The following is a 22,897-nucleotide window of genomic DNA, read 5'->3' as shown; positions in this document are numbered from 1 at the left end:
GGCATGGGCTGACCCGGCAGCGGCTGACCCGGCATGGGCTGTCCCGGCATCGGCTGACCGGGCACGGACTGTCCCGGCATGGGCGGGGCGGCGACCGGCGGCGGGTTGCCGTCGGAGGTCCACAGCCCGTGCGACTGCTGGTGCCGCGCGAAGTCCTCGGCGACCATCGCGGAGCGGGTACCCCATCGCTGCGCGATGGGCAGGCGAACCCCCCGCGCTGCGCGCGGGGGTTGCGCTCCCGCTCCGCGTGAGCGCTGCTGATCGCTGCGCGATCAGCGTCACCCGCCTTGCTGCGCTAGGCGGGTGACGCTCCGTCCGCTGCGCTCCCGGAGCGGCGGGGCCTGCGGCCCCGTGAGGTGGCTTCCGCTGCGCTCCAGCCACCCGGCCGCACCCGCTGCGCGGGCACGGCAACGGGCCTGCGGCCCGGGCAGCGAGGAGAGGGGGCAGGGTGTGGAGGGTCGGGTAGACCTGACCCTCGTTCAGGTCGGCTGGTAAGCCTTCCACCAGCCGGGTGCCTGGTGGGCTGACCTCAAGAGCTTCTCGAAGAGATCTTCCTCGAAGAGCAATCCGAAGATCTCTTCGGGTACTTGCTTGTCGTTGATGACAACTGTTGGCGTTCCCGGGCCCAGGGGTTCGTCGCCGTTGGCGCTGTCATACGCCTCCTGGGAAGCCTTGACGAAGTTCTCGTACTTCATCGTCTTAACGGCCTGATCGAAGCTGTCACTGCGCAGGCCGCTCACCTCGTTGGCAAGCTCCAGCAGAGTGCTGATGGTGAAGCCGCCTGAGCTCTCGACCTCAATCTGGTTCTGGAATAGCACCTCGTGGTACTCCACGAACTTGCCGGCCTCCAACGCGGCCCGCAATGCATTGACAGCGCGCTTCGAGCCGTCTCCCCCCAGACGGTCATCACGGAACGAAGCGAAGGTGTACTCCGTCCTCGTCTCACGGTCGACCGTCATCTCCTGGAGTGCTGGGGCGCCGCCAAGGTTCTCGAACTCTTCCACCACCGGGCACCGCGGGTCCTCATACACCCGAACCTTGGTTGGTGCAGCGAGGTCACCCACCACGATCGTCGTGCCGTCGGCGGCCAGCTTCTCTGGTAGCTGCTCCGTATCCGCGTACGGCGGAACCTTGTTCTCCTGCTGTTCGGCAGCCTGGGCGCTTACCGGTGCCTGCTGGCCGCACCCGGTCAGCATCAGCCCCAGTGCACCCATCGCTGCAACAGCGGCCACGCGTCTGCAGTTCCTCGCCATCAAATCCCCTCCCTGAACTGGCAAGACCGTAGATGATCCTGTCAGGAAACGCACAGGTATTCGATCACGCGATGGACCCGTGGCTTCGCTCGGTCGGTGCCAGGCCGCGCTAAGGATACGTTTGGCAGGTGTGCTTCGTTTCCATCTATGGATAGACTCTGGACTCGGATCACACCACCTTGGATTGTTCCTAGAGATGTCGAGTTCCTACGCGGTCTTACCTGGGAGACAGAGCAGTGCCCGAATGCCTCAGTCCACCGTGGAGCTCTTGTGACTCCTCTACGTGCAGGTTTGCCGTTCCCGCCGCTCGAATCAACCGGACGGCACCCTAGGAGAAGGCAGGCGAGTATGTCGTGCGCAGACCGCGTAGACCAGCGTGAGGCGGCCCAGCGAGAAGCCATTGACGCGGTCGTGCGTGCCCTCGAATTGCCTGCAAGGTCACTTGTGCCTGAACGAGGGCTTCGAACGCAGGTGATCATGGCTACCGGGTCCGGGAAGACCCGGGTGGCGGTCCGGAGCGCGGAGGAGCTCCGCGCGGGCCGTGTGCTGGTGCTCGTGCCCTCGCTGGACCTGTTGGCGCAGACCGAGGCTGCGTGGCGTGAGGGGGGCCGTCGGGGGCCGGTGATCGGGGTGTCCTCGCTGCGGGGCGAGGAGGTGTCCTTCCCCAACACCACGGACGTGGACGAGCTGGTGGAGTGGACGCGGGGCCTGGACAAGGTGACCGTGTACGCGACGTACGCGAGCCTCGGTCTGGGCACGCTGGAGCGGGCGCACGCTGTGGGTTTGGCGGCTTGGGACCTGATCGTCGTGGACGAGGCCCACAGGGTTTCGGGCCGGATCGGGAAGCCGTGGGCGGTCGTCCACGACAACCAGAAGATCCCGTCCCTGCGCCGCCTGTACATGACGGCCACGCCCCGGCTGTGGCAGCTCGGGGACGAGGCCGGCGCACCGGGTGAGCTGGTCGCGAGCATGGAAGACGACCCCGAGGGCCCCTTCGGCAGCAGGGCGTTCACTTTGACGCTCTCGGAGGCCATCGACAGGGGAATCTGTGCCCCCTACCAGGTCGTATGCGTGGACGTCACCGACACCCAGCTTCAGGCCGCGCAGCTCCTGGGCGCCGAAGGACGGTCGGCGGAGGTCCGTGGGGCGCGGCTCGCCGCGCTGCAGGCCGCCCTGGTGAAGGCGTCGGCGGAGGAGGGCTTCCGGCGCACGCTGGTCTTTCACCACGTCGTGAAGGAGGCCGAGGCGTTCGCGGCCGGCCTTCCGGACGTCGCCGCGCAGCTGCACGCCAGCGATCCCGAGCTGTACCCGAAGGCGATCTGGGCGGACTGGCTGTGTGGCGACCACAAGCCGCTCCACCGGCGGCGTCTGCTGGGCGAGTTCGCGGCCGGGGTCGCCACGGACGGCACCGTGGTGGAGAAGTGCTTCCTGTGCTCGGTGAAGGTTCTGGGCGAGGGGGTCGACACCAAAAACTGTGACTCCGTGTACTGGGCGGATGTGCGCGGCTCGATGCCGGACCTGGTCCAGGCGGTGGGCCGGGCGCTGCGGATGCAGCCGGGCGAGGGCAAGGTGGCGTCGCTCGTGGTGCCGGTGCTGCTCGGGCCGGGCGAGACGGCGGACAACATGCTGACGTCCCGGGCGTTCGGCGGGTTGGCGAAGCTCTTGGAGGCGCTGCGGGCGCACGACGCCAGGATCGTGGAGACTCTCGCGGAGCAGCAGGCCCCGAGCCGCTACAAGCCCGTAAGCAAGGGCGACAGCGGCAAGAGCACGGGCGGGAGCGGCGAGGGCTCCGGAGGTGTCAGTGCCCCAGCCAAGGCTCTGCTGAAGTTCTCCACGCCCCGCGACCCGGCCGCCCTCGCAGCGTTCATCAACCTGCGCGTCCTCAACCCGGAGCACGAGCACTGGCGGCGCGGCGTGGAGGCCGCCGTGATCTACGCCCGCGAGCACGGTGACCTCCGCGTGCCGTTCACATTCCGCGTGCCCGCCGTCGACGACCAGGAGGCCGAAGCCGCGGTGTGGCCGGCCTCGCTCGCCGGGTTCCCGCTCGGGCAGTGGACCGCCGACGCGCGCCGGTTCTACGCCCGCGGCGACATGGACGAGGACCGCGTCGCGCAGCTGGAGAAGCTCGGCATGGTTTGGAGCCACTTCGACGTCGCGTGGGAAGAGGGCCTGTCCGCCGCGCGTGGGTGGGCGGCCGAACACGGGCACCTCCTGGCGCCGCTGGACGCCACCTACCAGGGGTACCGGGTAGGCATCTTTTTGAAGAACGCGCGGGCCGCCGCCCGGAAGGCGCAGGAGATCGAGCAGCGGCGTACCGAGGGGCTGCCGGTTCAGTCGTCGGCCGGGGCGCTGTCGGACGAGCGGCGCGAGCAGCTGGAGGAGATCGACGCGTCCTGGTGCCCGTCGTGGCCGGTGACGTGGCAGCGGTGCTTCCACCTCGTGCGGATGCACCTGGACGCCGGTGAGGCGCTGCCCACCGAGGCGGGCGAGGTCCTGCGTCAGGGTGAGGATCTGGGGCGGTGGGTGCAGTCGGTGCGGCTCGGCTGGGATCAGCTCACGACCGTGCAGCGGTGGATGTGCGAGCAGGTCCTCGGGATCGAGCCCGCCAGCGAGGACGAGAAGCCGAAGCCGCGCCGTACCCAGGCCGACAAATGGGCGATGAACTACGCGGCCGCCAAACAGTACTACGAACGCGAGGGACACCTCCAGGTTCCCAGGAAGCACATCGAGCGGACCGTCGGCGAGGACCAGGAAGAGCGAGAGCACAAGCTGGGGGCCTGGATCGGGAATCAGCGCAGCCGGGCCACGACGCTGACGCCGGAGCGGATGGAGCTGCTGTCCGCGATCGGGATGCGGTGGTCCTGATGGTGGGCGTCGTCGTCACCGCGGCCGCCGCACTCGCGGCCGGCTATCTGCTCGGGCGACTGCGCCCCGTGACAGCGGCTGGGCGACTTGGGCGGCCGACCAGGTCCACTTCACCGGGACGTGGGTCCGGGGCGGGGAAGCACCGCGTGAACACCGAGCGGCACAACGCCGACGCGTACGGCCAGGAGCTGGCCCACATCGGCCACCACCAGCACGAGGCCACAGCGGCGCGGTTTACGGTCTGCCATGCCCTGGCCGACTTCGGCGTCGTACACGAGCAGGCCGACGACATGCGAGCAAATTCAAGTTATTCAGTAGTTCATAACTGAGTCGATATAGACCTTTGGGTCGTCCGACAGTTTGCCTTCGCCAGAGTCCTCCACCAGGACAGTTTCCCTACCGGTTTGGCCTGCCTCTATTTGTCCGAAATCAAATTCGGTGGTTCGCACCCAATCTTTTCCGTTACCGATACTGACGGTGACTTGGAAGTTGAGCGGCCTGTCATAAGCGTTGGTCATATTGCAGGCGACATTGTACCCAAGATCATTGCGAGTGGCACGGACCTCCGTTGCACCCAGCGTGATGATTTTCGTCTTCCCCAGGTAACTGATGACAGCCGACGGCTCCGGACTGGCTTCAGCTGACGCCACCGGGTCGCTTGGTACGACACTCGGTACGGCCGGAACAGTGGACGAGGGCCTAGGCGGCGAGCTTTCACTGGTCGAGCACCCAATAATGAAGGTAGTCATGACCAGAGCTGCGCCCCAAGTTGCGGGGCGCAGCACGTTGGGGCGGGATGACATTAGTTGCAGGCACCCACTTGGAGATAGTTGTCGACGACGTTCTTGCCGCCGATCTTCATGTTGGAGTACGCCGTGCCGCAGTATCCGCGGTTCTGGTAGACGGGCCCGGCGTAGGAACTGAACGTTCCGCTGTCCTCGGCGTCGGGGGTGGCCGTGTAATTGTCCCCCAGCTTGAGGCGCATGTAGTGCGCGGATCCGGTGTCGTTGAAGAACACGGCGCAGATCGGCCTGTCGTAGTACGCGTTGTCGCCTGTGACCTTGCCGTTGGTCCACGTGTAGGTGGTGCCGTATGTGCCGTAGCGGGCGGCACTGACGGAGATGGTGTAGCCGGATCCGCACACGTTGGCGGCAGCCGCGGCAGCCCCCGCGTCGGCCGCGATGATCTGCTTGGTTTCGCCTGACGCTTCGCTGTCGACCTTGACGCCCGCAACGTCGACGGTCGCGAGGGGCGTGCTGCCCTTCGGCTCGGCCCGGTCGGCAGCCGAAGCAGCCGGCACCGTCAGCGACACAGCGAGCAGGGCGGCGCAGACGCCCCCAATGCGCACAGCAGTCTTCACTTTCTCCCCTTAAAGTGACAGTCGGGTGATCCTGACGCACGGAGAGTATCGCATCGAATGCACATGCGAGCGGCGTCGTTACTCCTGGCCCGCCCGAGGGCCAGAGGACTGGGTGCTTTATAGGGGGCGTTTCTGCCAGACCGCGCCCTCTTGCCGGCATGAGGCGAGGGCGGTTCCGATGCAACACGTAGGGCCGGGCCGGGCGGTGACCGCACGGAAAACGGCACTCGCCAGCGGACGTTTCAACGGAGTCATTGTGGGCGTGATCTAGCCAAAATGATGGCTCGCGGGCTGATCGCTCACAGTCGGCTGCCCGATTTGCTCCGAAACGATGCCGCTAATGCATGATTGCCGTGGCTGACACGCTGGTTGCTCGCGAGGTGCGGCCATGCGCCGTTATGGACGGGTGAACGACGGCCTCGTCGTCTTCCATCCGTGATGAATGAGCCACGCTTATGCGCCAGGCCGGCAGTGCTGTCATCGCGCGTTCTTGCCCGCGGCCATGAGGTGCGTTCGACCTGCTGGCTGCTTCGGCGAGCTGTTCGCCGTGGCAGCCGTGCCATAGGGCCTGGATGGGCCGACGAGATGGCGTCCCGGCCTGTGCAGGCAGTCGCCGGTTAAGCACTGCCGACCGCCAACGCGGCTTGCTCATTTTCTTGTGACTCAGCGATTACTGCAGGCCGAGGCAGTGGTTCCCGTTTCACCGAAGCCATCATGGGCGACGCGCGGACACAGGGTGGCACCTAATGGTTGTTCACATGTTCGGCATCAATAATGTCTCCACTGTGTCACGAATGTGCTCGCGATCCTGCCCATCAACCCTCTTCGCGGCATACCGGACTTGATCTCACGCGTATACAGCGTGCGACCATTCGAGCACCCTGTGACATGCACAGGAAACTGACAGTTGGGGGGAATCGTGAAGGACTCAAGCCACTTTGGTGCAGTCCGGCATTACCAACGCGCACACCTTCGACGAGTTCGTCGGGTTCCCCTCAGTCGAACGCTCTCCAACGCCCAGCGGCGATACGGCCGCAAGGAACTCATTGGCGCTGGAACACCGATGTGCTCGGGTTCTCAGGACACCTCCTTCCTGCAGTGCTGAGCGTTGCTCCGCTGTCGGCGCGGCCCTGAGTGCCTGCTCCTACTCCTGCACAGGCGTGACCGCTTCGAAGCGGTCACGCCTGTGCCTACAGAGGAAAGACGTTGAGACACGACATACTGAGACATGCGCGTGTGCCACTCATCGCAGCCTTGACGCTGTCGCTGGCGGCCGGAATCGCAACCACTGAGGCATTCGCGCAGACGCCGCCCCCTGGTGCCGCACAAGGCTGGTCTGGCTCTCAGGGGCAAAGTGGGAAGAAGGCGGCAGAAAGCCGCCCCTACTCCATCCCCTCCGAGAAGCGCTCCACCGTGCTGGGGTCGGACTTCGCTTCCTCGTCCGACCGTGCCTTCACCACGTCTGGTGACGGTACGGCATTCCATCTTCTCGTCGCTGACGAGAAGAAGGGGTATGAGTGGAAGACCGCAGCCTCGCTCGCGGAGCCGGGCTTCGAGACGGACACGTGGATCGGCAACGCTTGCGTCACCGGATCAGGCAACTACGCGGCTGTCGCCTACGCGCCGCGTACGTTCACCAACGAGCCCGAGCTGCTGACTCGCGGGGCCTTCACCGCTGTTGTCGACCTCAGGTCCGGAAAGATCACCAAGCTGCCGCTTCAAGCGACGCTCGGCTACTTCTCTCCTGGCTGCGGTACCGGCGATGATGCGGTCTTCACCGCGCTGACGGACGACGCATCCGAGAAGAACCAGACGCGGCTGCAGATGGTTGACGCGAGAACGGGCCGCCTCAAGCAGAAACAGACTGTCGCAGGTCAGGTCACCTCGGCCATCCCGACTCGGCAGGGCATCGTCGCAGCGTCGGGGCACCACATCGTTACCGTTAAGGATAACGCTGTCAAAGCTGTCGCCGACACGAAGGCGTGGCCCTTCCAGCTCAAGGCCGACGCCGAAGGCGGCGTTACGTTCATCGATCGCGTCCGCGAGTCCGGGAAAGCACGTGTGGCCACTGACGACACCGCCACCGTCGCCCGAATCGGCGCAGCAGCACTGAGCGGCAAGAGGCCAGACACCAAGCCCGCTGTGCTCGCCCGCGGAAAGCTCACCGAGTTCGATCTGGCTGCCACTCCGGCCGGCCACGTCTACGTGACAGGCAGCGCCAAGAGCACGAGCGCCGCGGCGAAAGCACCGCTGCACAACCCTGGGGGTCTCTCCAAGGACGCCCGCATGTCCAGCCACGGCAAGGCTGCCGTGACGGTCGCCTGGGCGGACGGGAAAGATTCCCGCATCAGCGCTGCAGAGGCACTCGAGGCACGCACCGCGCGGACTGCGATCCATGTGGTTGACACCGGCAAGAGCGTCGTGCTGGATGCGCCGCCGTTGCGCAACCGGCTGGGCGGTGTGCCCGCTATCAGGAAGGGTGCCACCCCGTCGCCCGTTCTGCAGTCGGCTTCCGGCACTCGAACGGCGAAGAGCAGCCGTTCCGCTGCGGCGGCGGCCTCGGGCACAGTCGAGGCCGACCGGGCGTGCTCCGTCCCCCGCAACCATCCGAAGAAGCAAGCTTTTCAGCCCACGCCTCGCCAGGTCGAATGGGCCGTCGACCAGGCCGTCGTCGGCCAGCTCAACAAGAGTGCCACCCGACCGGGCAACTGGAAGAACACCGGCATGGCCGGCTACGCACCCCAGACGCTGTTCCCCCTTCTCGCGTTGAGCGGAGGTCAGGGGGAGGAAGACTGGCACGTACCCGCACAGGTGATGCTCGGCATCACCGCGCAGGAATCCAACATGTGGCAGGCCAGCCGAGTCGTCGTGCCGGGAGCGACCGGCAACTCGCTGATCGGAAACTTCTACGGCGTCGAGTACAACCCCGACGGCGAGCAGCCCGACCCCTTCATGATCAACTGGGCGGACGCCGACTGCGGCTACGGCATCACCCAGGTGACGGACGGCATGCGCATGCACGGCAAGGAGAGGCCGGGCGAGGAGCCGAAGACGACGACGCAGCAGGAGGCGATCGCCCTCGACTACGCGGCGAACATCGCGGCCGGCGTCAACATCCTCATCGAAAAGTGGAACCAGACCCGCGCCGACGGGATGATCATCAACGACGGTCACCCGAAGTACATCGAAAACTGGTTCTACGCGCTGTGGGCCTACAACTCCGGGTACTACCCCAAGTCATCGCCGAAGAGCGGCAAGTGGGGCGTGGGCTGGACCAACAACCCGGCCAACCCACTGTGGAAGGAAAACCGGACACCGTTCCTGGAGAAGGCCAACGGCGCCGACGACTACAGCCACGCCGCTACGCCCCAGTACTGGCCGTACGAGGAGAAGGTCATCGGCTGGGCTGCACGCCCGATCTCGGCGATGTTCGCGCCCGGTGATTTCCAGCCCGGCTACCGTGCAGCGTGGTGGAACAGCACCGGCTCCCGTACCGCGGCCAAGCCGCCCATCGATCTCTTCTGCAGCTCCAGCAACGACTGCAACCCCTCGGCCATCAGCACTGGGGCGTCCAACGACGACGGCAACGGCCCCTGCCTGCTGCCTGGTGACCCGCACGAGGACGATCCGCTCTACCTCAAGTGCTGGTTCAACGAACCGGTGACATGGAAGAACTGCACACTCCTGGCCCAATGCGGCAACCCTGTCCACCGCTTCAACGACACCTACCCGGAGCAGCCCGACGCCAACTCCTACCCACCACGATGCAACACCGGACTGCCCAGCGGTTCCCTGATCGTCGACGACATCCCAGCCAGCGTCGTCCCAGCCGGCTCCTCAGCACGCAACTGCAGCAGGGTGTCGAACGGTACGTTCGATTTTGCCTTCGGCACTGACAACGCTCGCGTGGACCTGCATCAAATCGGCGCCGGAAACGGCAACCACTTCTGGTTCGCCCACACACGCTCAGCAACCAGCGCATACGGCGAGCGCATGGCTGTCACCGGAAAGTGGACCCTGAGCTCCAGCAAGCGGGGGTGGATGCGCGTCTTCGCCCACATCCCTGACCACGGGGCCCATACACGCCAGGCCGCCTACCTCGTCGGCGGAACCAACTCCACCAGCCCCAAGCGCGTCCATCCTCAGCGCATCCGGAAAAACACCTGGGCCGACCTCGGCGTCTTCTACTTCACCGGCACCCCGACCGTGACACTGGCCACGCACACCGAAGACGGAACCGGCGATGAGGACATCGCCTGGGACTCCGTGGCGTTCACGCCTCTTCCAGGCAAGCCGAAGGACTTCGTCGTCGGGATGGGCGACTCCTACTCCTCCGGTGAAGGCACCTCCGACGGGAACAAGGACTACTACCCCGAGACGAACTACCTCAACGAGCAGAACCCGTCATCCCGCAACGCCTGCCATCGGTCCACCAAGGCCTGGTCACGGCAGGCAACGATCCCCGGGCGCAGTGCATCGATCGGTGAACGAGCCGACGGCCTCGACCCCTCCCTGGACTACCGCCTGATCGCGTGCTCCGGCGCCCGCACGTACAACGTGCTCCACGGAGGCGTGGTCCAGAACAACGGCGGGGAACTACCGCAGATCGAGAAGGGATACCTCGACCAGAACACCTCCCTGGTCACCATCAGCATCGGCGGCAACGACGCACGCTTCGCCGACGTCATCCAGAAGTGCCTGATCGCGATCGGCGACGGCAGCTGCGCCAACAAGACGTTCGAGAGCGGCGACACCGACTCCCACGTCGGTGGCAGGGACACCAAGTACGTCGGCAAGCCCCTGGCCGAAGCCATCCCCGGAATCATCAATACCATCGTCCGGCCGGACATCACGGAAACGCTGAAGCAGATCAACGCCAAGGCACCGAACGCAAAGATCCTGCTCATGGGCTACCCGCCGCTCTTCTCCGACAAGGCAAACTGCCTTCGCCTCCAGCCCGGTATCAGCCTGGGGCTGTCCGAGGCTTCAACGGAGTGGCTCAACGGCGTCGCCGGCACGCTCGCCGAAGCCATGGAAGGCGCAATCGACGACGCTGGGGCGGCTGGCAACAAGGCGTGGTTCTCCGACCCGGCAGATGACTTCGCCGGCAAGGCCGTCTGCGGAGACCCGGAAACCGTCCACGGCATGGTCAAGACCCTCGTCGACTCCGACGAACCCGTGACCGACTGGCCCATCCTCAAGAACTACGGACTGTCCGCCCAGTCGTTCCACCCGAAGATCGCAGGCGCCCGCCTGTACGCCAACTCCATGGAAGGCACCATGCTGCTCATGGACCTGTAGGGAACGAACTCGGCGGGGCCCCAGCCAGGAGCCCCGCCTTCCCTCGCGACCTGAGTACACGTACTCAGGCGCATCCCCACGATGTCAGGAACACTGCAACTATGCGCTCGCACAGGACTGCTGCCGTCATCGGCGTCGTCGTCGCCGCACTGGCTCTGACTGGCTGCGGGGACGACCTCTTCTCCAACATGAACGGGACACGCAAGGCCAACTCAGCACCCCCGTCCGCCACAGACCCCCATTCGCCTCCGGCCGACTCCCCGCCCAACTACGGGGACAACAGCGCAGCTCGCCGGCCAGGAGCAATGGCACGCGAAGATCAACAAGCAGCCACCGCCAAAACCCAGGAGGTCAAAGCCGTCCTCAAGACGCAACAGCAACGTGGGCGAATCTCCCCCGAACACCTGCTGCCCGTCCTCGAGGACATCGCTGTCCCCTGGCGCGTCGAAGTCAGCAACCGCACCACGGGCACAACCGCTACCGTCCCGGCCGACGGGAGCGTCTTCGGCATCTACGTCGGTGAATCCGCCTGCATCTCCGGCGCGGTGAGCAGTTCACGCATATGGGTCAACGTCAACGGGCACTTCCCAGAAACAGGATGCATCGAGCCTCCCCCCGCACACTGACCTACTCGTCACCAGCGAGCATGCGCGAACTGCCCACAGAAGGGCGGATCTGACCAAGCAGGACACCTCGATCACAGCACCCTCACAGCCGTGCAGAACGAGATCGACCGACGCACCATGTGCACCTGGCACAACCCAACGCCGTATCGGCGAGCACCATCGACCGTGCAGCACGATACGGACTCGATCGCAGTGGTCCACATGGCCTGCGAGCGATCAAATGATCTTGAGACACGCACCGGCTGGCCCGCACCCAAGAATGCCGAACAGCGCTCGCGCCCCCGAGGTCGCCGTGAGCGCCCACGGCCGGACGCCGCCTACGTGGCCGGCTCGTACGTCACGCTCTGGTCCGGACAGCCCGCAGCCGTCTCGCGCAGGGCCGCCACCTCGGCGTCGTCGGCCGACAACGCCCACCGCAGCTTCGTGCCCACCCATTCCGCGACGTACCGGCAGTGCACGTCAGCCGCCGGCGGCAGCCACGTCGAAGGATCCTGGTCGGCCTTCGACCGGTTCGAACGGGCGGTCACCGCCACCAGACTGACGGCCGAGCCCTGGTCGTTGGCGTACGCCTCGCGGCGCTGCGCCGTCCAGGCCGACGCCCCACTGTCCCAACTCTGGGTCGCGTCCGCGTCGGGAGGCGGGGCGCCCGCGGCCTTGTGCCCATGGAGCTGCTGCCGCCAAAAATCGCGGGACTTCCCTAACTGGGGAAGTCCCGGCTCAACAGCAGGGGTCAGTCCTCCAACGACACCCCCTGCGGCTCCTGACGAGCCGCCACGTCACCGCCTCAGCAACGCCATGCTGAGAGCCGCCAGAACGCTCGGCGGCCCCGGGGCGCAGGCCCCTGCCCGCCGTCGAACGCCCCCGGCATGCACCGGAGCGCCCCCGCGTGAGGGGATGACCGTCGGCGCTCCTGCGCCAACCATGGGAGCGGGCCGGGCCGGGACCGGCGCCATGGAGGCGAGGGCCGTCGAGAGCGTGCGGGAGGCAGCGATGGGGCGACGTTGGCTGGTGACGGGGTGCTCCTCGGGACTGGGCCGGGCGCTGGCCGAGGCGGCGCGCGGGAGGGGCACGAAGTGGCGGTCACCGCGCGCGACACCGCCGCCCTGGACGACCTGGCCGCTGCCTGGCCCGGACGGATCGTCCCCCTCCCGCTGGAACTGCGCGACGCCGCCCAGTGCGAGGATGCCGTCCGCACCGCCGCCGACCGTCTGGGCGGGGTCGACGTCCTCGTGAACAACGCGGGCGCGGCCTCTTCGGCGCGGTCGAGGAAGTCTCCGACGCCGAGCTGCGCGACCAGCTGGAGACCCTGGTCGTGGGCCCCTGGCGGCTGGTCCGCCTGGTCTTGCCGCTCATGCGCGCCCAGGGACGCGGGCACATCGTCAACGTCTCCTCCCTGGCGGGCCGGATGGCGTTCCCCGGGCTGGGCGCGTACGTCGCCGGGAAGTACGCCCTGGAGGGTATGAGCCAGGCGCTGGCCGCGGAGGTGGGCGGCCAGGGCGTGCGAGTCACCGTGGTGGAGCCCGGCGGTTTCGCCACCCGTTACGGGACCTCGCTCGCCGAGTCGGGCCGCCGGCTGCCTGAGTACGCCGCGGTCACCGCCGAAACCCTGGACGCGGTGCGCGGCATGGCGGGCGACCCCGCCACCGGACGGCCCCAGGGCTTCGCCGCCCGGATCCTCGCCATCGTCGCCGCCGACGTGCCCACCCCGTTGCGCATCCCGGTGGGCGATGACGCCTACACCTACCTGGAGATTGCCGAGCAGGCCGCCTGCGAGGAACTCGCCGCCGCCCGCGCCCTGGTCGGGGGACTGTCACCGCTGCCGTCCGCCACGCCGTAGGAGCCGCGCCGCGCACCGACGACCATATGACAGGGGGGTGTGACGGGCGCCGTCGCCCGCCCGGTCGCGGTCGGGGTTGTACAGCACGGTGAACTCGTCGTGGTGGCAGGTCAGGGGTCCCTTGGGGTCCTCGTAGACCTGGAGGCAGGGGTTGGCGACCAGCGCGCGCAGTTCACGTTTGCCGAGGCAGGCCCCGGCGGGATCCCGGGCGGCGCGGCGGCCGACCGGATCGCCGACGCCTTCGAAACCTCGAACGTGACCAGCGATCATGGTGCGGCGGTTCGTCGACCGCGGCCTGCTGGTCGACTTGAGGGCCAACCCGGACGGAACGCTGCACCACCCCGGCCGGGCCACAGAAGTCTGCCGTCGCGCGCGGCAGAGCGCCTGCCCGGCGCGCTGGTTGCATTCCCGGCAGGACATGCGCTCACCGGTACATCGCCGAGTGGGTAGGCACGAAACTGCGCTAAAACCTGACGGCGGACGAGACAGAGGTGGCAGCGTTGCTGAGGACAGAGCGTGCCGCCGCAAAGGCGGTGGGTGCGCGTAGCCAGGGGCAAGATCTCGCCCCAGCGGCGCCTGCGGGTGAGGCATTCGTGGAAGCGGATGCCATCGGGCTGGCGGACCAGGGGGCAGCAGGGTGACTGCGGCCACGGGCGTGGGACGGCTACCGCGCCCAGCTCGCCCACTATGCGGACGGCCGGGTGCTGCTGCGCTGGTGCGGTGGTCGTTATTCGACGTGCTGGCTGCCAGAGATGATCACTCCGTGCCAGGAGGCCAGACCGGATATCTGTAGCTATCAGGCGTTTCCGTCGGATACGCCACAAGCGATGGCCCAGGCGCAGCCCACCGACGTGAGGCGCTCGGCCATGATCTTCGGCCGAGCGCCTCCGTGTTCACTCCCCGCTCAAGGGCGCCGTCACCCTGCAGCACGCGGGGTCACACCTCGCGGATCGGGAGTCAGGACTTTCCCTTGCGGCCGGCGAGTACGGCAAAGACTGCCAAGAGCACTCCGCATGCCGCGGCGATCGTCCCGAGCACCATCGGAACAGCGTCACCGGTCGCGATTCCCGCGATACATCCGCTCAATCCTCCCACCATCAGAATGATGGAAAAGATCCGCACAGCGCGTACAGCGTCCGTCATCGGGGCGTCGCTCGCTGTCATTCTTACGTCACTTCCCTGTAGATGGTCTGGTTGGCGTCTGATTCTTGAACGTCATCCGTAGGTGATGATGTCGGCTCCGTAGTAGCCCGCGACGCCTCCCAACGCACAACTGCCGACCACGGCGGCACCGGCGCCGACCGCGCTGCCGACTCCGGCACCGACCACTCCTCCGACCGCAGCGGCGTATTGGATGGTTCCGGTTGATGCGGCTGCACCGATGCCCGACACGCAACCTGACACGACGCCGAAGATTTTACTACCGGTATCCAGAATGTCCGAGAAGCTGAACAAGCCGGTTGGGTCGGTTCGGTTGACCGGGTCTCCGACCGCGTAAAGGTAGGCGTTCTCCTCCTGCCCCGAGGGGTCGGGCTGCGTGAAACGGCCGAGAGACGGGTCGTAGTAGCGGTGACCCATCTTGTACAGGCCGGTCGGGTCGGCGTAGGCGCCCGCGTAGCGGTACGGCTGGGGAACGGCCTCGGTCGTGGTGCCCCGGGGCAGGCCCGTCGGACCGTAGGCGTAGATGTGGGTGCGCTTGCCCGCGTCGTCGACGAGGCCGAGGACGTTGCCGGTGGCGTCGGTGAGGTAGTAGTAGGACTTCCCCCCAGTCGTCATGGAGTTCAGCGTGCCCGAAGGCTCGCGAACGAATCCCGTGTCGACACCATTCGTGGTCGTGGACGCAAGGCCGAGCGCGGTGTGGTGGAACCAGGTCGCGCCGAGTTTGGTGCGTTCGGCGTTGGTGGTGCCGGCGTGGACCAGGTCGTAGGTCTTGCCGCCCGCCGTGATGCCGGACAGCTGGCTGTAGTCGGTCCAGGTCTCACCGGTGCGCGGGGTGTTGCCGGCTGCGCCGGTCTCGTTGCCGAGCTTGTCGTAGGACCAGCCGGTGGTGGAGCCGTTCTTGCCGGTCAACTCGGAGGCGTCGTTGTAGGTGTACGTGGTGCCGCCGGGGCAGGTGCTCTTACTGCCGTCTCGGCTGGTGAGGTTGCCGGCCTTGTCCCAGCAGTACAGCCACGACGCCTTCCGCACACCCGCGGCGTCGGCCTCCAAGGCGTAGCGCAGGCGGTCCTGGGAGTCGTAGTCGTAGGTGGTGGTGTAGTTGGTGAGGTTGTCGGTGCGGGTGCGGATCTTGGTGGTGTCCTTGCCCGCGGTGTTCTTGTGGCTGTAGGCGAGGTCGACGAAGGTCTGCGTGCCCGAAGTGGTCTTGATCCGCTGGGGGCGGCCGTTGTCGTCGATGGTGACGGCCTGGGTGGTGCCGCCGGGGTAGACGGTCTTGGTGCGCTTGTCGTTGTTGTTGTAGTCGAAGTCGGTCTTCTTGCCGTCCGGCGCGGTCAGGTAGTCGAGACGGCCGCCCTTGTCCCAGGTGTAGTCCGTCTTCCCGGTCGGATCGGTGTAGAAGTCGACGTCACCGCCGGGGGTGTAGGCCAGCGCCGTCTGCGCGCCGTTCTGCAGGGTGCGCACGCTCTCGCGGTTGAGCTCGTCGTACGCCCACTTCGTGGTGCCCGACGCGTCGGTGCGGGACTTCACGTTGCCGTCACCGTCGTAGGAGTAAGTGACGGTGGAGTTGGTCGAGGAGACCTCGCGCACCCGGTCGCGGGAGTCGTAGCCGTAAACGGTGGTAATGCCGCGGCCGTCCTTCACCGTCTCCACCCGGCCCAGCGCGTCGTAGGTGTAGGTCGTCTCGCCCAGCGGCGCCGGCGGCTTCACCTTGATCAGGTTGCCGTGGTCGTCGTAGGTGAACGAGGTGACCTTGCCGTTGCCGTCCTCGGCGGTACAGCGCTGGCCCTCGAAACCGCCGCACTTCGGATCGGCCTCGTTGTAGGTGAACTCGCGCGTCGCACCCGCGGTACCCGACGTGGTCACCGACATCGTGTTGCCATTGGCGTCGTACTTGAAGCTGTCCTTGCGGCCGTCGGCGGTGGTGAAGTCGTTGGGCAGGTCGGTGCCGGCGATCGTCTGGTACTGGGTCACCGACGCCGTCGCGCCCATCGGCAGCTTCTGGGAGACGGCGTTGTTGCGGCCGTCCCAGCCGTACGTCGTCGTGTTGCCGCCGGTGCCGTCGGCGCCGGTGCCCATCGCGTCAGTCGCGGTCTGGGTCAGGTGGTTCTTGTAGGTGGAGTGGCGGGAGTGCCCGAGGGGGTCGGTGACCTTGGTGACCTCACCGTCCGCGTTGTGCACGTACTTGGTGGCGTCGCCGTCCGGGTCGGTGACCGTCGTCGTGCCCGCGTCCGCCGGGGTGGCCGCGCTGTAGTCGTAGCGCCAGGTCGGGCCCGTGTGACCGCTCGATGACGACGCGGTGGCGCGTTGCATGGAGGTGACGCGGTTGTGGGCGTCGTAGGTGAACAGGGTGACGGTGCCCTCGGGGGTGGTCACCTTCGTCACCCGGCGTGAGGAGTCGTACTCGTAGGCGGTGGCCTTGCCGACGGTGTCGGTGACCTTGGCGAGGTTGCCGGCCGCGTCCAGGTCGAGGACGGCGGTGCGGCCGGTGTGGTCCTTAGCCTGCCACTGGCTCGCGTCCGTCTTGACCAGGTCGATCCAGCGGCCCGAGCGGGTCTCGGTGAGCTTGAAGCCCTTGTGCTCGCTGCCTTCGTCGTGCTGGTCGACGGTGATCGTGCCGTCGTTCTTGTCCGTCACCTTCAGCAGGGTGCCGTGCTCGTTGTAGGTGTCCTTCGAGCCGGACTTGCGGTCGGTCAGGGTGTAGGTGCCGTCCGCGTTCTTCTTCAGATCCTTCGAGTAGCCCGTCGGCGTCGTGTACGTGCCGTCCGCGTTGGCGGTGAAGCGCAGCAGGTTGCCAGTGGCGTCGAAGACGTCCACCTCACCGTCGCCCACCTGGAGGTAGCGTTCGTATCCCTGCCACCAGCGCTGCGACACCTTCCCCCACGGCGCCTCGAGTGAGTTGTACGTGCGAGTCAGCCGGAGCTTCTGCCCGACACCCGCGATGTCGAAATCCGTGGCCGCGAGCATCAGGTTGCCGTTGGAGACGTTCACCCGCGCCACGAGCGCGTCGTTCAGGCGGGTGTCCAGGATTCGGTGCCAGGGCACCTCGCCCTGCCCCTCGGGCAGGTAGTCAGCCGCCGCAGCGTCCGCAGCAGCCGCCGAGCGGGATGGGGAACTCTTGGCAGGCTCCTCGCCCATGGCGCGGGCCTTCTGCGCCGCCCGCCAGGCCGCGACCTCGGCCGACGGTCTGGCCTCCACCTCCGACCCAGGCGCCTTGACCGAGCCGGCCGGCGTCGCGGGAGCCTCCACCTTGGTCGGCTTCGTCCACGGACTCTCCGGCTCCGGCAGGTCCGGTTTCGGGCCGGCCGCCAGGCCGGGCGCGGCAGCGATCACCACGGCGGCCGTGGTGATCGCCGAGACGAGAGCGGTTCTATGTGTTCTCCGGGCACGCCACATGGGCGTGCGCGCAGCACGCGAGTGCATCAGCTTCCCCCCACAGGAAGTCAGACCCGGCGACCCCAGCGGCCACCAGCGGCACACAAGCTGACACAAGAAGCACACAAACCGGCCCGGCGTCCCCTCGAACGTCCTATGCATGCGGGGCGGAATCGGCCCCACCGCTTCACCGGGGCAAAACTACTTCTATCGCCGCAATAGGACCGTTGAGCGGGCGTAACTGGTGATGTCGCCACCGGTTTCGGCAAGCACATCGACCGGAACCGTTCGAACGATGCGCACCTCTTAGAGTCTTAGGCCAGCGACCGGGCCTTTTCGGTCAGGTTCAGACCACCCGGCCCACCGTGAGACAACAGTCACCGAATCGTTCTTGCTGGTCATGACAAGAACGTGCAGACCGGAGAAATTGTCTCAGAGGCGGCGGCGAACGCGAGCGGCTCCTGGGTTCAAGCCTTCACGGAATGCACACTTGCCCCGTTCTGCATGCGTGGTCCCCCAGCCCGCGGCAACCACCCCTGCTGTGAAGGACGTTCCCCGATGAACGCACTGGGCAGACGCATGCCCTGTTCCAGATGCACCCGCGGCCACTCCCCCGCCCCGAGACGTCCCACTCCCGCCGTTCGGTGGGCCGGGCGCCTGCTGTGCTGGAGCCTCGCCGCCGGCATGACCACCGCCGCCCTCGACCTCCTCGCCACACCTCAAGCAGCCTGGTGGCCTATCGTCTGGCCACTGCCCTGGTACCTCACCTGCCTATCCATCCCGGCCTGGGCCATCCTGCGCGCCCGCGACAAGGACACACAGGAACCGCCCGGCGAGGACACCCTCCCGGATCACTGGGACCAGGCGGCCTAGGGACGGCCGTCCATACACGCGAGGTGTGAATATTGCACCGGACAGGCAGCCGCCGAAAGAGTCGGGCGTCGCAGGCCGGGCAGAGTTCTATCCAGACTCCGGTCATCAGCGGACCGTGCCAGTGCAGGAGCAACTCGGTGCCGCAGCGGGAGCAGGGCCGGGCCGGCTGTTCGTCTTCGTCCCGCTCGGGGCGGAGTTAAGCGAGTTCTTCGTCGCTGACGTCGTCGAAGCTGCCATCAAGGTCGCCGACGCGGTAGAAGGAGCCGTCAGGGCGCACGACGTAGCGCCAGGTCGACGACACGCAGGGCGCAGGGTGGAACGTGACGCGAACCGTCACGATCCGCCCGCCTGCTGATCAGCGTCAAGGGGGTCTGCGCCTGCCGTCAACATCTGCGCTGGAGGCCGCCCAAACGGCCTGAGCCTGTCCTGAAGACCCGGCCCGCGGTCTTGTCGTCTGCCGGTCTGTCGCCTTCCGAGACAGCAAGGTCGTAGCTCATGAACCGGAAATCTCCCACACTGCACTATCTTTCACAGCTCCCGGCAGGGCGGACCGGACCTCTCGCAGAAGTGTCTGGTAATCCTCGCCGTAGGCGGCCACGGCCGCGTACACCGCGTCCAGGGCTGCCTGGAGCGGGTCGGGTTCGGCCGCGCCGAGCAGCGCGGGCAGGGCCATGTGGGGCTGGGACATCCGCAGGGACGGGTCCGGCTCGCCGAGGGTAACCCTCGTCGTGTACGGCATCGCTTCCCCGGGCTGCGGTGTCGGTGGTACGGCACGGTCCGGCGGCTTCACCAGGACGGCCGCGGGACCTGTGATCCGTGGGAGGGACATGGGCTTGGGCATCGGCGTGTGCGCGTCGCTGCGGGCGGGTGGCTGGAAGGGGGGCCGCTTGGGCGGGACGGCCCGGCCGACGGTTCTGTCGGGGACTTGTGGGTCCGCTTCCAGAGTCCGCCAGGCATGGGCCGGGGCGTCGAGGGGCGGCGGCAGCGGGCGGCCCTCGGCCAGGGCGGTGAGCCCTGCGGCGATCCACTCGAGGTCGGTGAGCCCGGCCGCCTCACAGCCGCGGCGTGCGGCCAACAGCGCTGTCGCCCGCTGGGTCTCGGGCGTGGCGGCGTCGATGGCGTGGACGAGGGCAGGGTCGAAGGCGAGCAGGCCGCGCACGTTGCCACCGACCTCGCGCAGGGCGCGGCTCGGCGATCGTCCGCCCCACTGCCATCGTTCGTGGGCGAGCCGGCGTTCTTCCTCGGCTTGTTCCCGCGCGAGGCGGGCCTGGCGTTCGGCTTCGGCGCGTTCGGCCGGTGTAGGTGGAGCGGGCTGCCGACGGGCGTAGTCGTGCCAGTACGCGGCAGTCGCCGAGGCCTGTTTCAGGACACGGTCCGGTGCGGGTGGAGCGGGCCAGAACTGCAGCAAGTAGCAGTCCAGTTGCGGCTCGTCGTCCAGCCGGGTGTCCTGCTGGTGTGCCTCGTCCAGGCCCTGGGCGCAGTAGCGCACCCGGTAGTCCGTCTCTTCCAAGTCCAGCTCCCAGGAGGCTTCCGCTGCCCACTGCACGAGAGCGCTGCTGGCCGAGACGGGCCGGAAGGAGGCCTCCACGACGTCCTCCCACGCCGGATCCAGCGGCGGGGCTTGGTCGTGCACCTCGACGGTGAAGCCGACGCTGCCCGTGTGCAGCCCGGTCGACAACCACAGTGCGCCTGTCACCGCGGCCCCGCACAGCCCGGCGCTCTGGCCGGCAAAAGACTCCTGGAGGTCCGGGCCGAAGCTGTCCGGATCACTCACGACATAGATCTGACCGTAGTCAATGTGGACTTCGCCCTCAACTGGCCTGCGCACCCTCATCCCCTCGTCGCCGGGAACGCGTGATACCTGGCAATTTACGGCACGGCACTGACATGGTGCCGCGCTGATCCCAGCCTCGCCAACGACCTGACCCGCGATTAGTCTCACCGAGTTCTCATCGGTGGTTGAGTCAAGAATTCTTCGACCAGGTAGTCGGACCGACTCGGCCCGGTGCCAACCCGGCCGCGTTCACCATCGGACCAGATCCATGGACCTGCGAGCGAGCCAGTCCATGAACGACACAGGCTGACCGCCCAGTTCCAGAGGAAGGATCTGGTCGCAGGTGGCCCGGCCGTCGAACCACAGTGAGCCCCGGTACGGACCGGAGACAACAAGCAGGGTCGAGAAGCCACAGCCATTGTCCTGGATGAAAACAGCGCCGGACGTCTTGCGCTCCTGGAACACCTCGTACTCGGCGTCCCACTGCTCCCATGCCGCTTGGTAGGCATTGTGGTCCGGAAAGTCCTGCATCAGCGGCTCGCGCGCGTCCAGCTCATCCTCGTAAGCACGGTAGGAGTCAGGATGCGGGAAGCCAGTAGTGAGCAAGTCGTAGTTGGTGCTTGAGTCTCCATGCCAGCCCCAGCCTGCCGCGGATCGGCATAGCCGATTCACCGCGCCGCCGGCGCTCCGCCGGAGCAAGTACTCTCGATACTGATCCGGAAACGTGATGCCCAGCTCCGCCTCCGCTTCGCAGATCTCCGCTTCGGACAGCGGCGGCGGGGAGGCGATCTGCCTCGCGCGTGGGCAGCTGAGCTCCTCAACGCGCCGCCCCTGAGCCACACGTTGGTCTTCCGCCATCCAATCGGTCGTCATACAGGTGAGGGTAGACGCGAGCGAGCGGTCAGGACTCTGCCGTGACATGGATGCTCCTCGCCAGGTTCTTGAGGTGTGAAGATTAAGCAAGTTCGTGCCGTTATGTCGCACCGTGCGTTGTGCGACATAACGGCTCAGCATTTGGAGGAGTTGATCGCCGAGCTCGCGGCACGCTGGGACGCACGGTGCGAATCAGTCCGGCACGATCGGCGGCACGGAGCCCGGAAGCGTAAAGCCGGCGCCGGGCCGAAGTACGAGCTGGTCTTCACCGACCGAATCCTGGCGACGCTTGTCCGCCTGCGGACGGGACTCACCCACGAGGCACTCGGAGTGATCTACGAGGTGGGTTCTTCCACCATCGGACGGGCGATCAGCGAGATTTGTTCGCTGCTGACCGCGCGTGGATTCGCAGTGCCGGACCGACCCGGCCCTTGGCCTACGGACGCTGGAGGACGTGTTCGCCTATGCCACGGCCGAGAACGTCACGCTGAGGATCGACAGCACCGAGACCGTCGAAGAACTGGTGGTCCTGCGCCACCCCATACCCGAACCGGGCACCGTCTCCCTCGAGGACTTCCACCCCGACGACGCCTGCGAGCAGGTGGAGCAAGCAGCGCAAGGACGAGGCCCTGCGGCTTAGAGGCCCCAACAAAGCCGTTGGACGTGGCGGTGGGTGATCACGCAGACGGCGAGTCCGAGGAATGCTTCGTGGATGTTGTCGCGTCTCTCCCAGCGGATGCGGAAGCGGCGGAAGCCGTGGAGCCAGGCGATCGTGTGCTCGACGACGTAGCGGAAAATGCCCAGGCCAGTGCCATGTGGCTCGCCTCTCTTCGCGATCACGGGCCGGATGCCTCGCTGCCAGAGGAGACTGCGGTACTTGTCGTGGTCGTAGCCGCGGTCGGCCAGCAGCGCGTCGGGGCGTCGGCGGGGTCTGCCGACCCGGCCCGCGACGGTGGGAATCTTGTCGAGTAGCGGCTCGAGTGGGGTGACGTCGTTGCGGTTTCCGCCGGTCAGCGACACCGCGAGCGGGATGCCCTGTCCGTCGACGATGAGGTGGTGCTTGCTGCCCGGACGTGCGCGGTCGACCGGGCTGGGCCCGCTTTTGGGCCCCGTCGGGCGGCCCGAACGTGCGAGGAGTCGATCACCGCCCGCTCCCAGTCCAGCTGGTTCTTCGACCGCAGCTCGTTCAGCAGCAGCTGATGGAGCTGGTCCCAGACGCCGGCCTCGTTCCAGGCCGCAAGGCGCCGCCAGCAGGTCACGCCCGAGCCGAAACCGAGTTCCTGGGGCAGGTACTCCCACTGGATGCCGGTGTGCAGAACGAAGAGGATCCCGCACAGGGCCTGCCGGTCCGGCACCCGCGGTCTGCCCTCGGCCCTCTTCGAACCTGGTTTCGGCAGTAACGGCTCGATCAGCGACCACAGTTCATCCGACACGATCCACGGCCGCGACTGACGGTTTCCCATACCCAGACCTACGAGCAGAGAGGCCGACAATCTCATGATCAGCAGCTTTTGTTGGAGCCAGTAAGGGCCCGGTGTCCGTTGACAGCGAAGCTAGTCCGGCTGAAGGCCCTGACCTGCGAGGACTAACTCCGATGTCAACGCA

15 protein-coding genes and 5 pseudogenes are annotated in these 22,897 nt (G+C 67.0%); 8 read left to right on the top strand and 12 right to left on the bottom strand.

What is annotated here, in order from left to right; genetic code table 11:
* Together ACFW48_RS13875 and ACFW48_RS13870 are read right to left on the bottom strand one after the other, a co-directional pair.
* Positions 1-173: pseudogene (locus tag ACFW48_RS13875) on the bottom strand (MinD/ParA family protein); the annotation flags it as partial.
* Positions 174-479: 306 nt separating this feature from the next.
* Entirely contained in the window at positions 480-1,232 is a 753-nt protein-coding gene (locus ACFW48_RS13870; protein ID WP_386313946.1) for a DsbA family protein, read from the bottom strand.
* Between the two features lie 369 nt (positions 1,233-1,601).
* Between ACFW48_RS13870 and ACFW48_RS13865 the strand changes: the two genes are divergently transcribed.
* On the top strand, positions 1,602-4,118 hold the full coding sequence (locus ACFW48_RS13865; RefSeq protein ID WP_386313944.1) for a Helicase associated domain protein: 2,517 nt from the start codon (positions 1,602-1,604) through the stop codon (positions 4,116-4,118).
* A 146-nt stretch (positions 4,119-4,264) separates the two neighbouring features.
* Positions 4,265-4,447 carry a hypothetical protein gene (locus ACFW48_RS13860; RefSeq protein ID WP_386313941.1) on the top strand — a complete coding sequence of 61 codons (183 nt, stop codon included), beginning with the start codon at positions 4,265-4,267 and terminating at the stop codon, positions 4,445-4,447.
* Here the strand turns inward: ACFW48_RS13860 and ACFW48_RS13855 are convergent.
* Positions 4,430-4,768 (bottom strand): hypothetical protein, encoded by a 339-nt coding sequence (locus ACFW48_RS13855; protein WP_386313938.1) that lies wholly within the window; start codon positions 4,766-4,768, stop codon positions 4,430-4,432. The genes ACFW48_RS13860 and ACFW48_RS13855 overlap by 18 nt on opposite strands.
* A gap of 152 nt (positions 4,769-4,920) precedes the next feature.
* Positions 4,921-5,478, bottom strand: coding sequence for a hypothetical protein (locus ACFW48_RS13850; protein WP_386313934.1), 558 nt, complete (start codon positions 5,476-5,478; stop codon positions 4,921-4,923).
* 1,236 nt (positions 5,479-6,714) lie between these two features.
* Between ACFW48_RS13850 and ACFW48_RS13845 the strand changes: the two genes are divergently transcribed.
* Complete coding sequence (locus tag ACFW48_RS13845; protein WP_386313931.1) at positions 6,715-10,779, top strand: SGNH/GDSL hydrolase family protein; 4,065 nt, start codon at positions 6,715-6,717, stop codon at positions 10,777-10,779.
* A 305-nt stretch (positions 10,780-11,084) separates the two neighbouring features.
* Positions 11,085-11,405, top strand: coding sequence for a hypothetical protein (locus tag ACFW48_RS13840; protein ID WP_386313928.1), 321 nt, complete (start codon positions 11,085-11,087; stop codon positions 11,403-11,405).
* Between the two features lie 317 nt (positions 11,406-11,722).
* Here ACFW48_RS13840 and ACFW48_RS13835 read toward each other — a convergent pair.
* Positions 11,723-12,022, bottom strand: a pseudogene (locus tag ACFW48_RS13835) (HNH endonuclease); the annotation flags it as partial.
* Between the two features lie 399 nt (positions 12,023-12,421).
* Between ACFW48_RS13835 and ACFW48_RS13830 the strand changes: the two are divergent.
* Positions 12,422-13,242: pseudogene (locus ACFW48_RS13830) on the top strand (SDR family NAD(P)-dependent oxidoreductase).
* Here the strand turns inward: ACFW48_RS13830 and ACFW48_RS13825 are convergent.
* On the bottom strand, positions 13,216-13,512 hold the full coding sequence (locus ACFW48_RS13825; RefSeq protein ID WP_386313926.1) for a hypothetical protein: 297 nt from the start codon (positions 13,510-13,512) through the stop codon (positions 13,216-13,218). The pseudogene ACFW48_RS13830 and the gene ACFW48_RS13825 sit on opposite strands and share 27 nt — an antisense overlap.
* Positions 13,513-14,457: 945 nt before the next feature.
* Positions 14,458-17,793 carry an RHS repeat-associated core domain-containing protein gene (locus ACFW48_RS13820; RefSeq protein WP_386314011.1) on the bottom strand — a complete coding sequence of 1,112 codons (3,336 nt, stop codon included), beginning with the start codon at positions 17,791-17,793 and terminating at the stop codon, positions 14,458-14,460.
* Positions 17,794-18,456: 663 nt separating this feature from the next.
* Between ACFW48_RS13820 and ACFW48_RS13815 the strand changes: the two genes are divergently transcribed.
* The gene (locus tag ACFW48_RS13815; protein ID WP_386313924.1) at positions 18,457-18,645 is read left to right on the top strand and encodes a hypothetical protein; all 189 of its coding nucleotides are present in this window, start codon (positions 18,457-18,459) and stop codon (positions 18,643-18,645) included.
* 73 nt (positions 18,646-18,718) lie between these two features.
* Here ACFW48_RS13815 and ACFW48_RS13810 read toward each other — a convergent pair.
* The 4 genes and pseudogenes from ACFW48_RS13810 to ACFW48_RS13795 all read right to left on the bottom strand — a co-directional run.
* Positions 18,719-18,817 (bottom strand): annotated as a pseudogene (locus tag ACFW48_RS13810) (hypothetical protein); the annotation flags it as partial.
* 24 nt (positions 18,818-18,841) lie between these two features.
* Complete coding sequence (locus ACFW48_RS13805; protein ID WP_386313922.1) at positions 18,842-18,982, bottom strand: hypothetical protein; 141 nt, start codon at positions 18,980-18,982, stop codon at positions 18,842-18,844.
* A 156-nt stretch (positions 18,983-19,138) separates the two neighbouring features.
* Positions 19,139-20,479, bottom strand: a complete 1,341-nt coding sequence (locus tag ACFW48_RS13800; RefSeq protein ID WP_386313920.1) for a hypothetical protein — start codon at positions 20,477-20,479, stop codon at positions 19,139-19,141.
* A gap of 189 nt (positions 20,480-20,668) precedes the next feature.
* Positions 20,669-21,292, bottom strand: a complete 624-nt coding sequence (locus ACFW48_RS13795; protein ID WP_386313917.1) for an SMI1/KNR4 family protein — start codon at positions 21,290-21,292, stop codon at positions 20,669-20,671.
* A 102-nt stretch (positions 21,293-21,394) separates the two neighbouring features.
* On the opposite strand from ACFW48_RS13795, the pseudogene ACFW48_RS13790 reads away from it, so the two are divergent.
* Together ACFW48_RS13790 and ACFW48_RS13785 are read left to right on the top strand one after the other, a co-directional pair.
* Positions 21,395-21,685 (top strand): annotated as a pseudogene (locus ACFW48_RS13790) (transposase family protein); the annotation flags it as partial.
* A 61-nt stretch (positions 21,686-21,746) separates the two neighbouring features.
* Positions 21,747-21,932, top strand: coding sequence for a hypothetical protein (locus ACFW48_RS13785; RefSeq protein ID WP_386313914.1), 186 nt, complete (start codon positions 21,747-21,749; stop codon positions 21,930-21,932).
* Here ACFW48_RS13785 and ACFW48_RS13780 read toward each other — a convergent pair.
* A protein-coding gene (locus ACFW48_RS13780; protein ID WP_386313912.1) for an IS5 family transposase occupies positions 21,929-22,755 on the bottom strand; the annotation gives its coding sequence in 2 pieces (ribosomal slippage) (positions 21,929-22,407 and positions 22,407-22,755; 828 coding nt in all). The genes ACFW48_RS13785 and ACFW48_RS13780 overlap by 4 nt on opposite strands.
* Positions 22,756-22,897: the final 142 nt, after the last annotated feature.

Origin of the sequence: Streptomyces sp. NPDC058812, assembly GCF_042744565.1 — a bacterium.
Lineage (GTDB): Bacteria > Actinomycetota > Actinomycetes > Streptomycetales > Streptomycetaceae > Streptomyces > Streptomyces thinghirensis.
The sequence above is the reverse complement of the archived record's forward strand: the minus strand, read 5'-3'. Positions and strand labels throughout refer to the sequence as shown.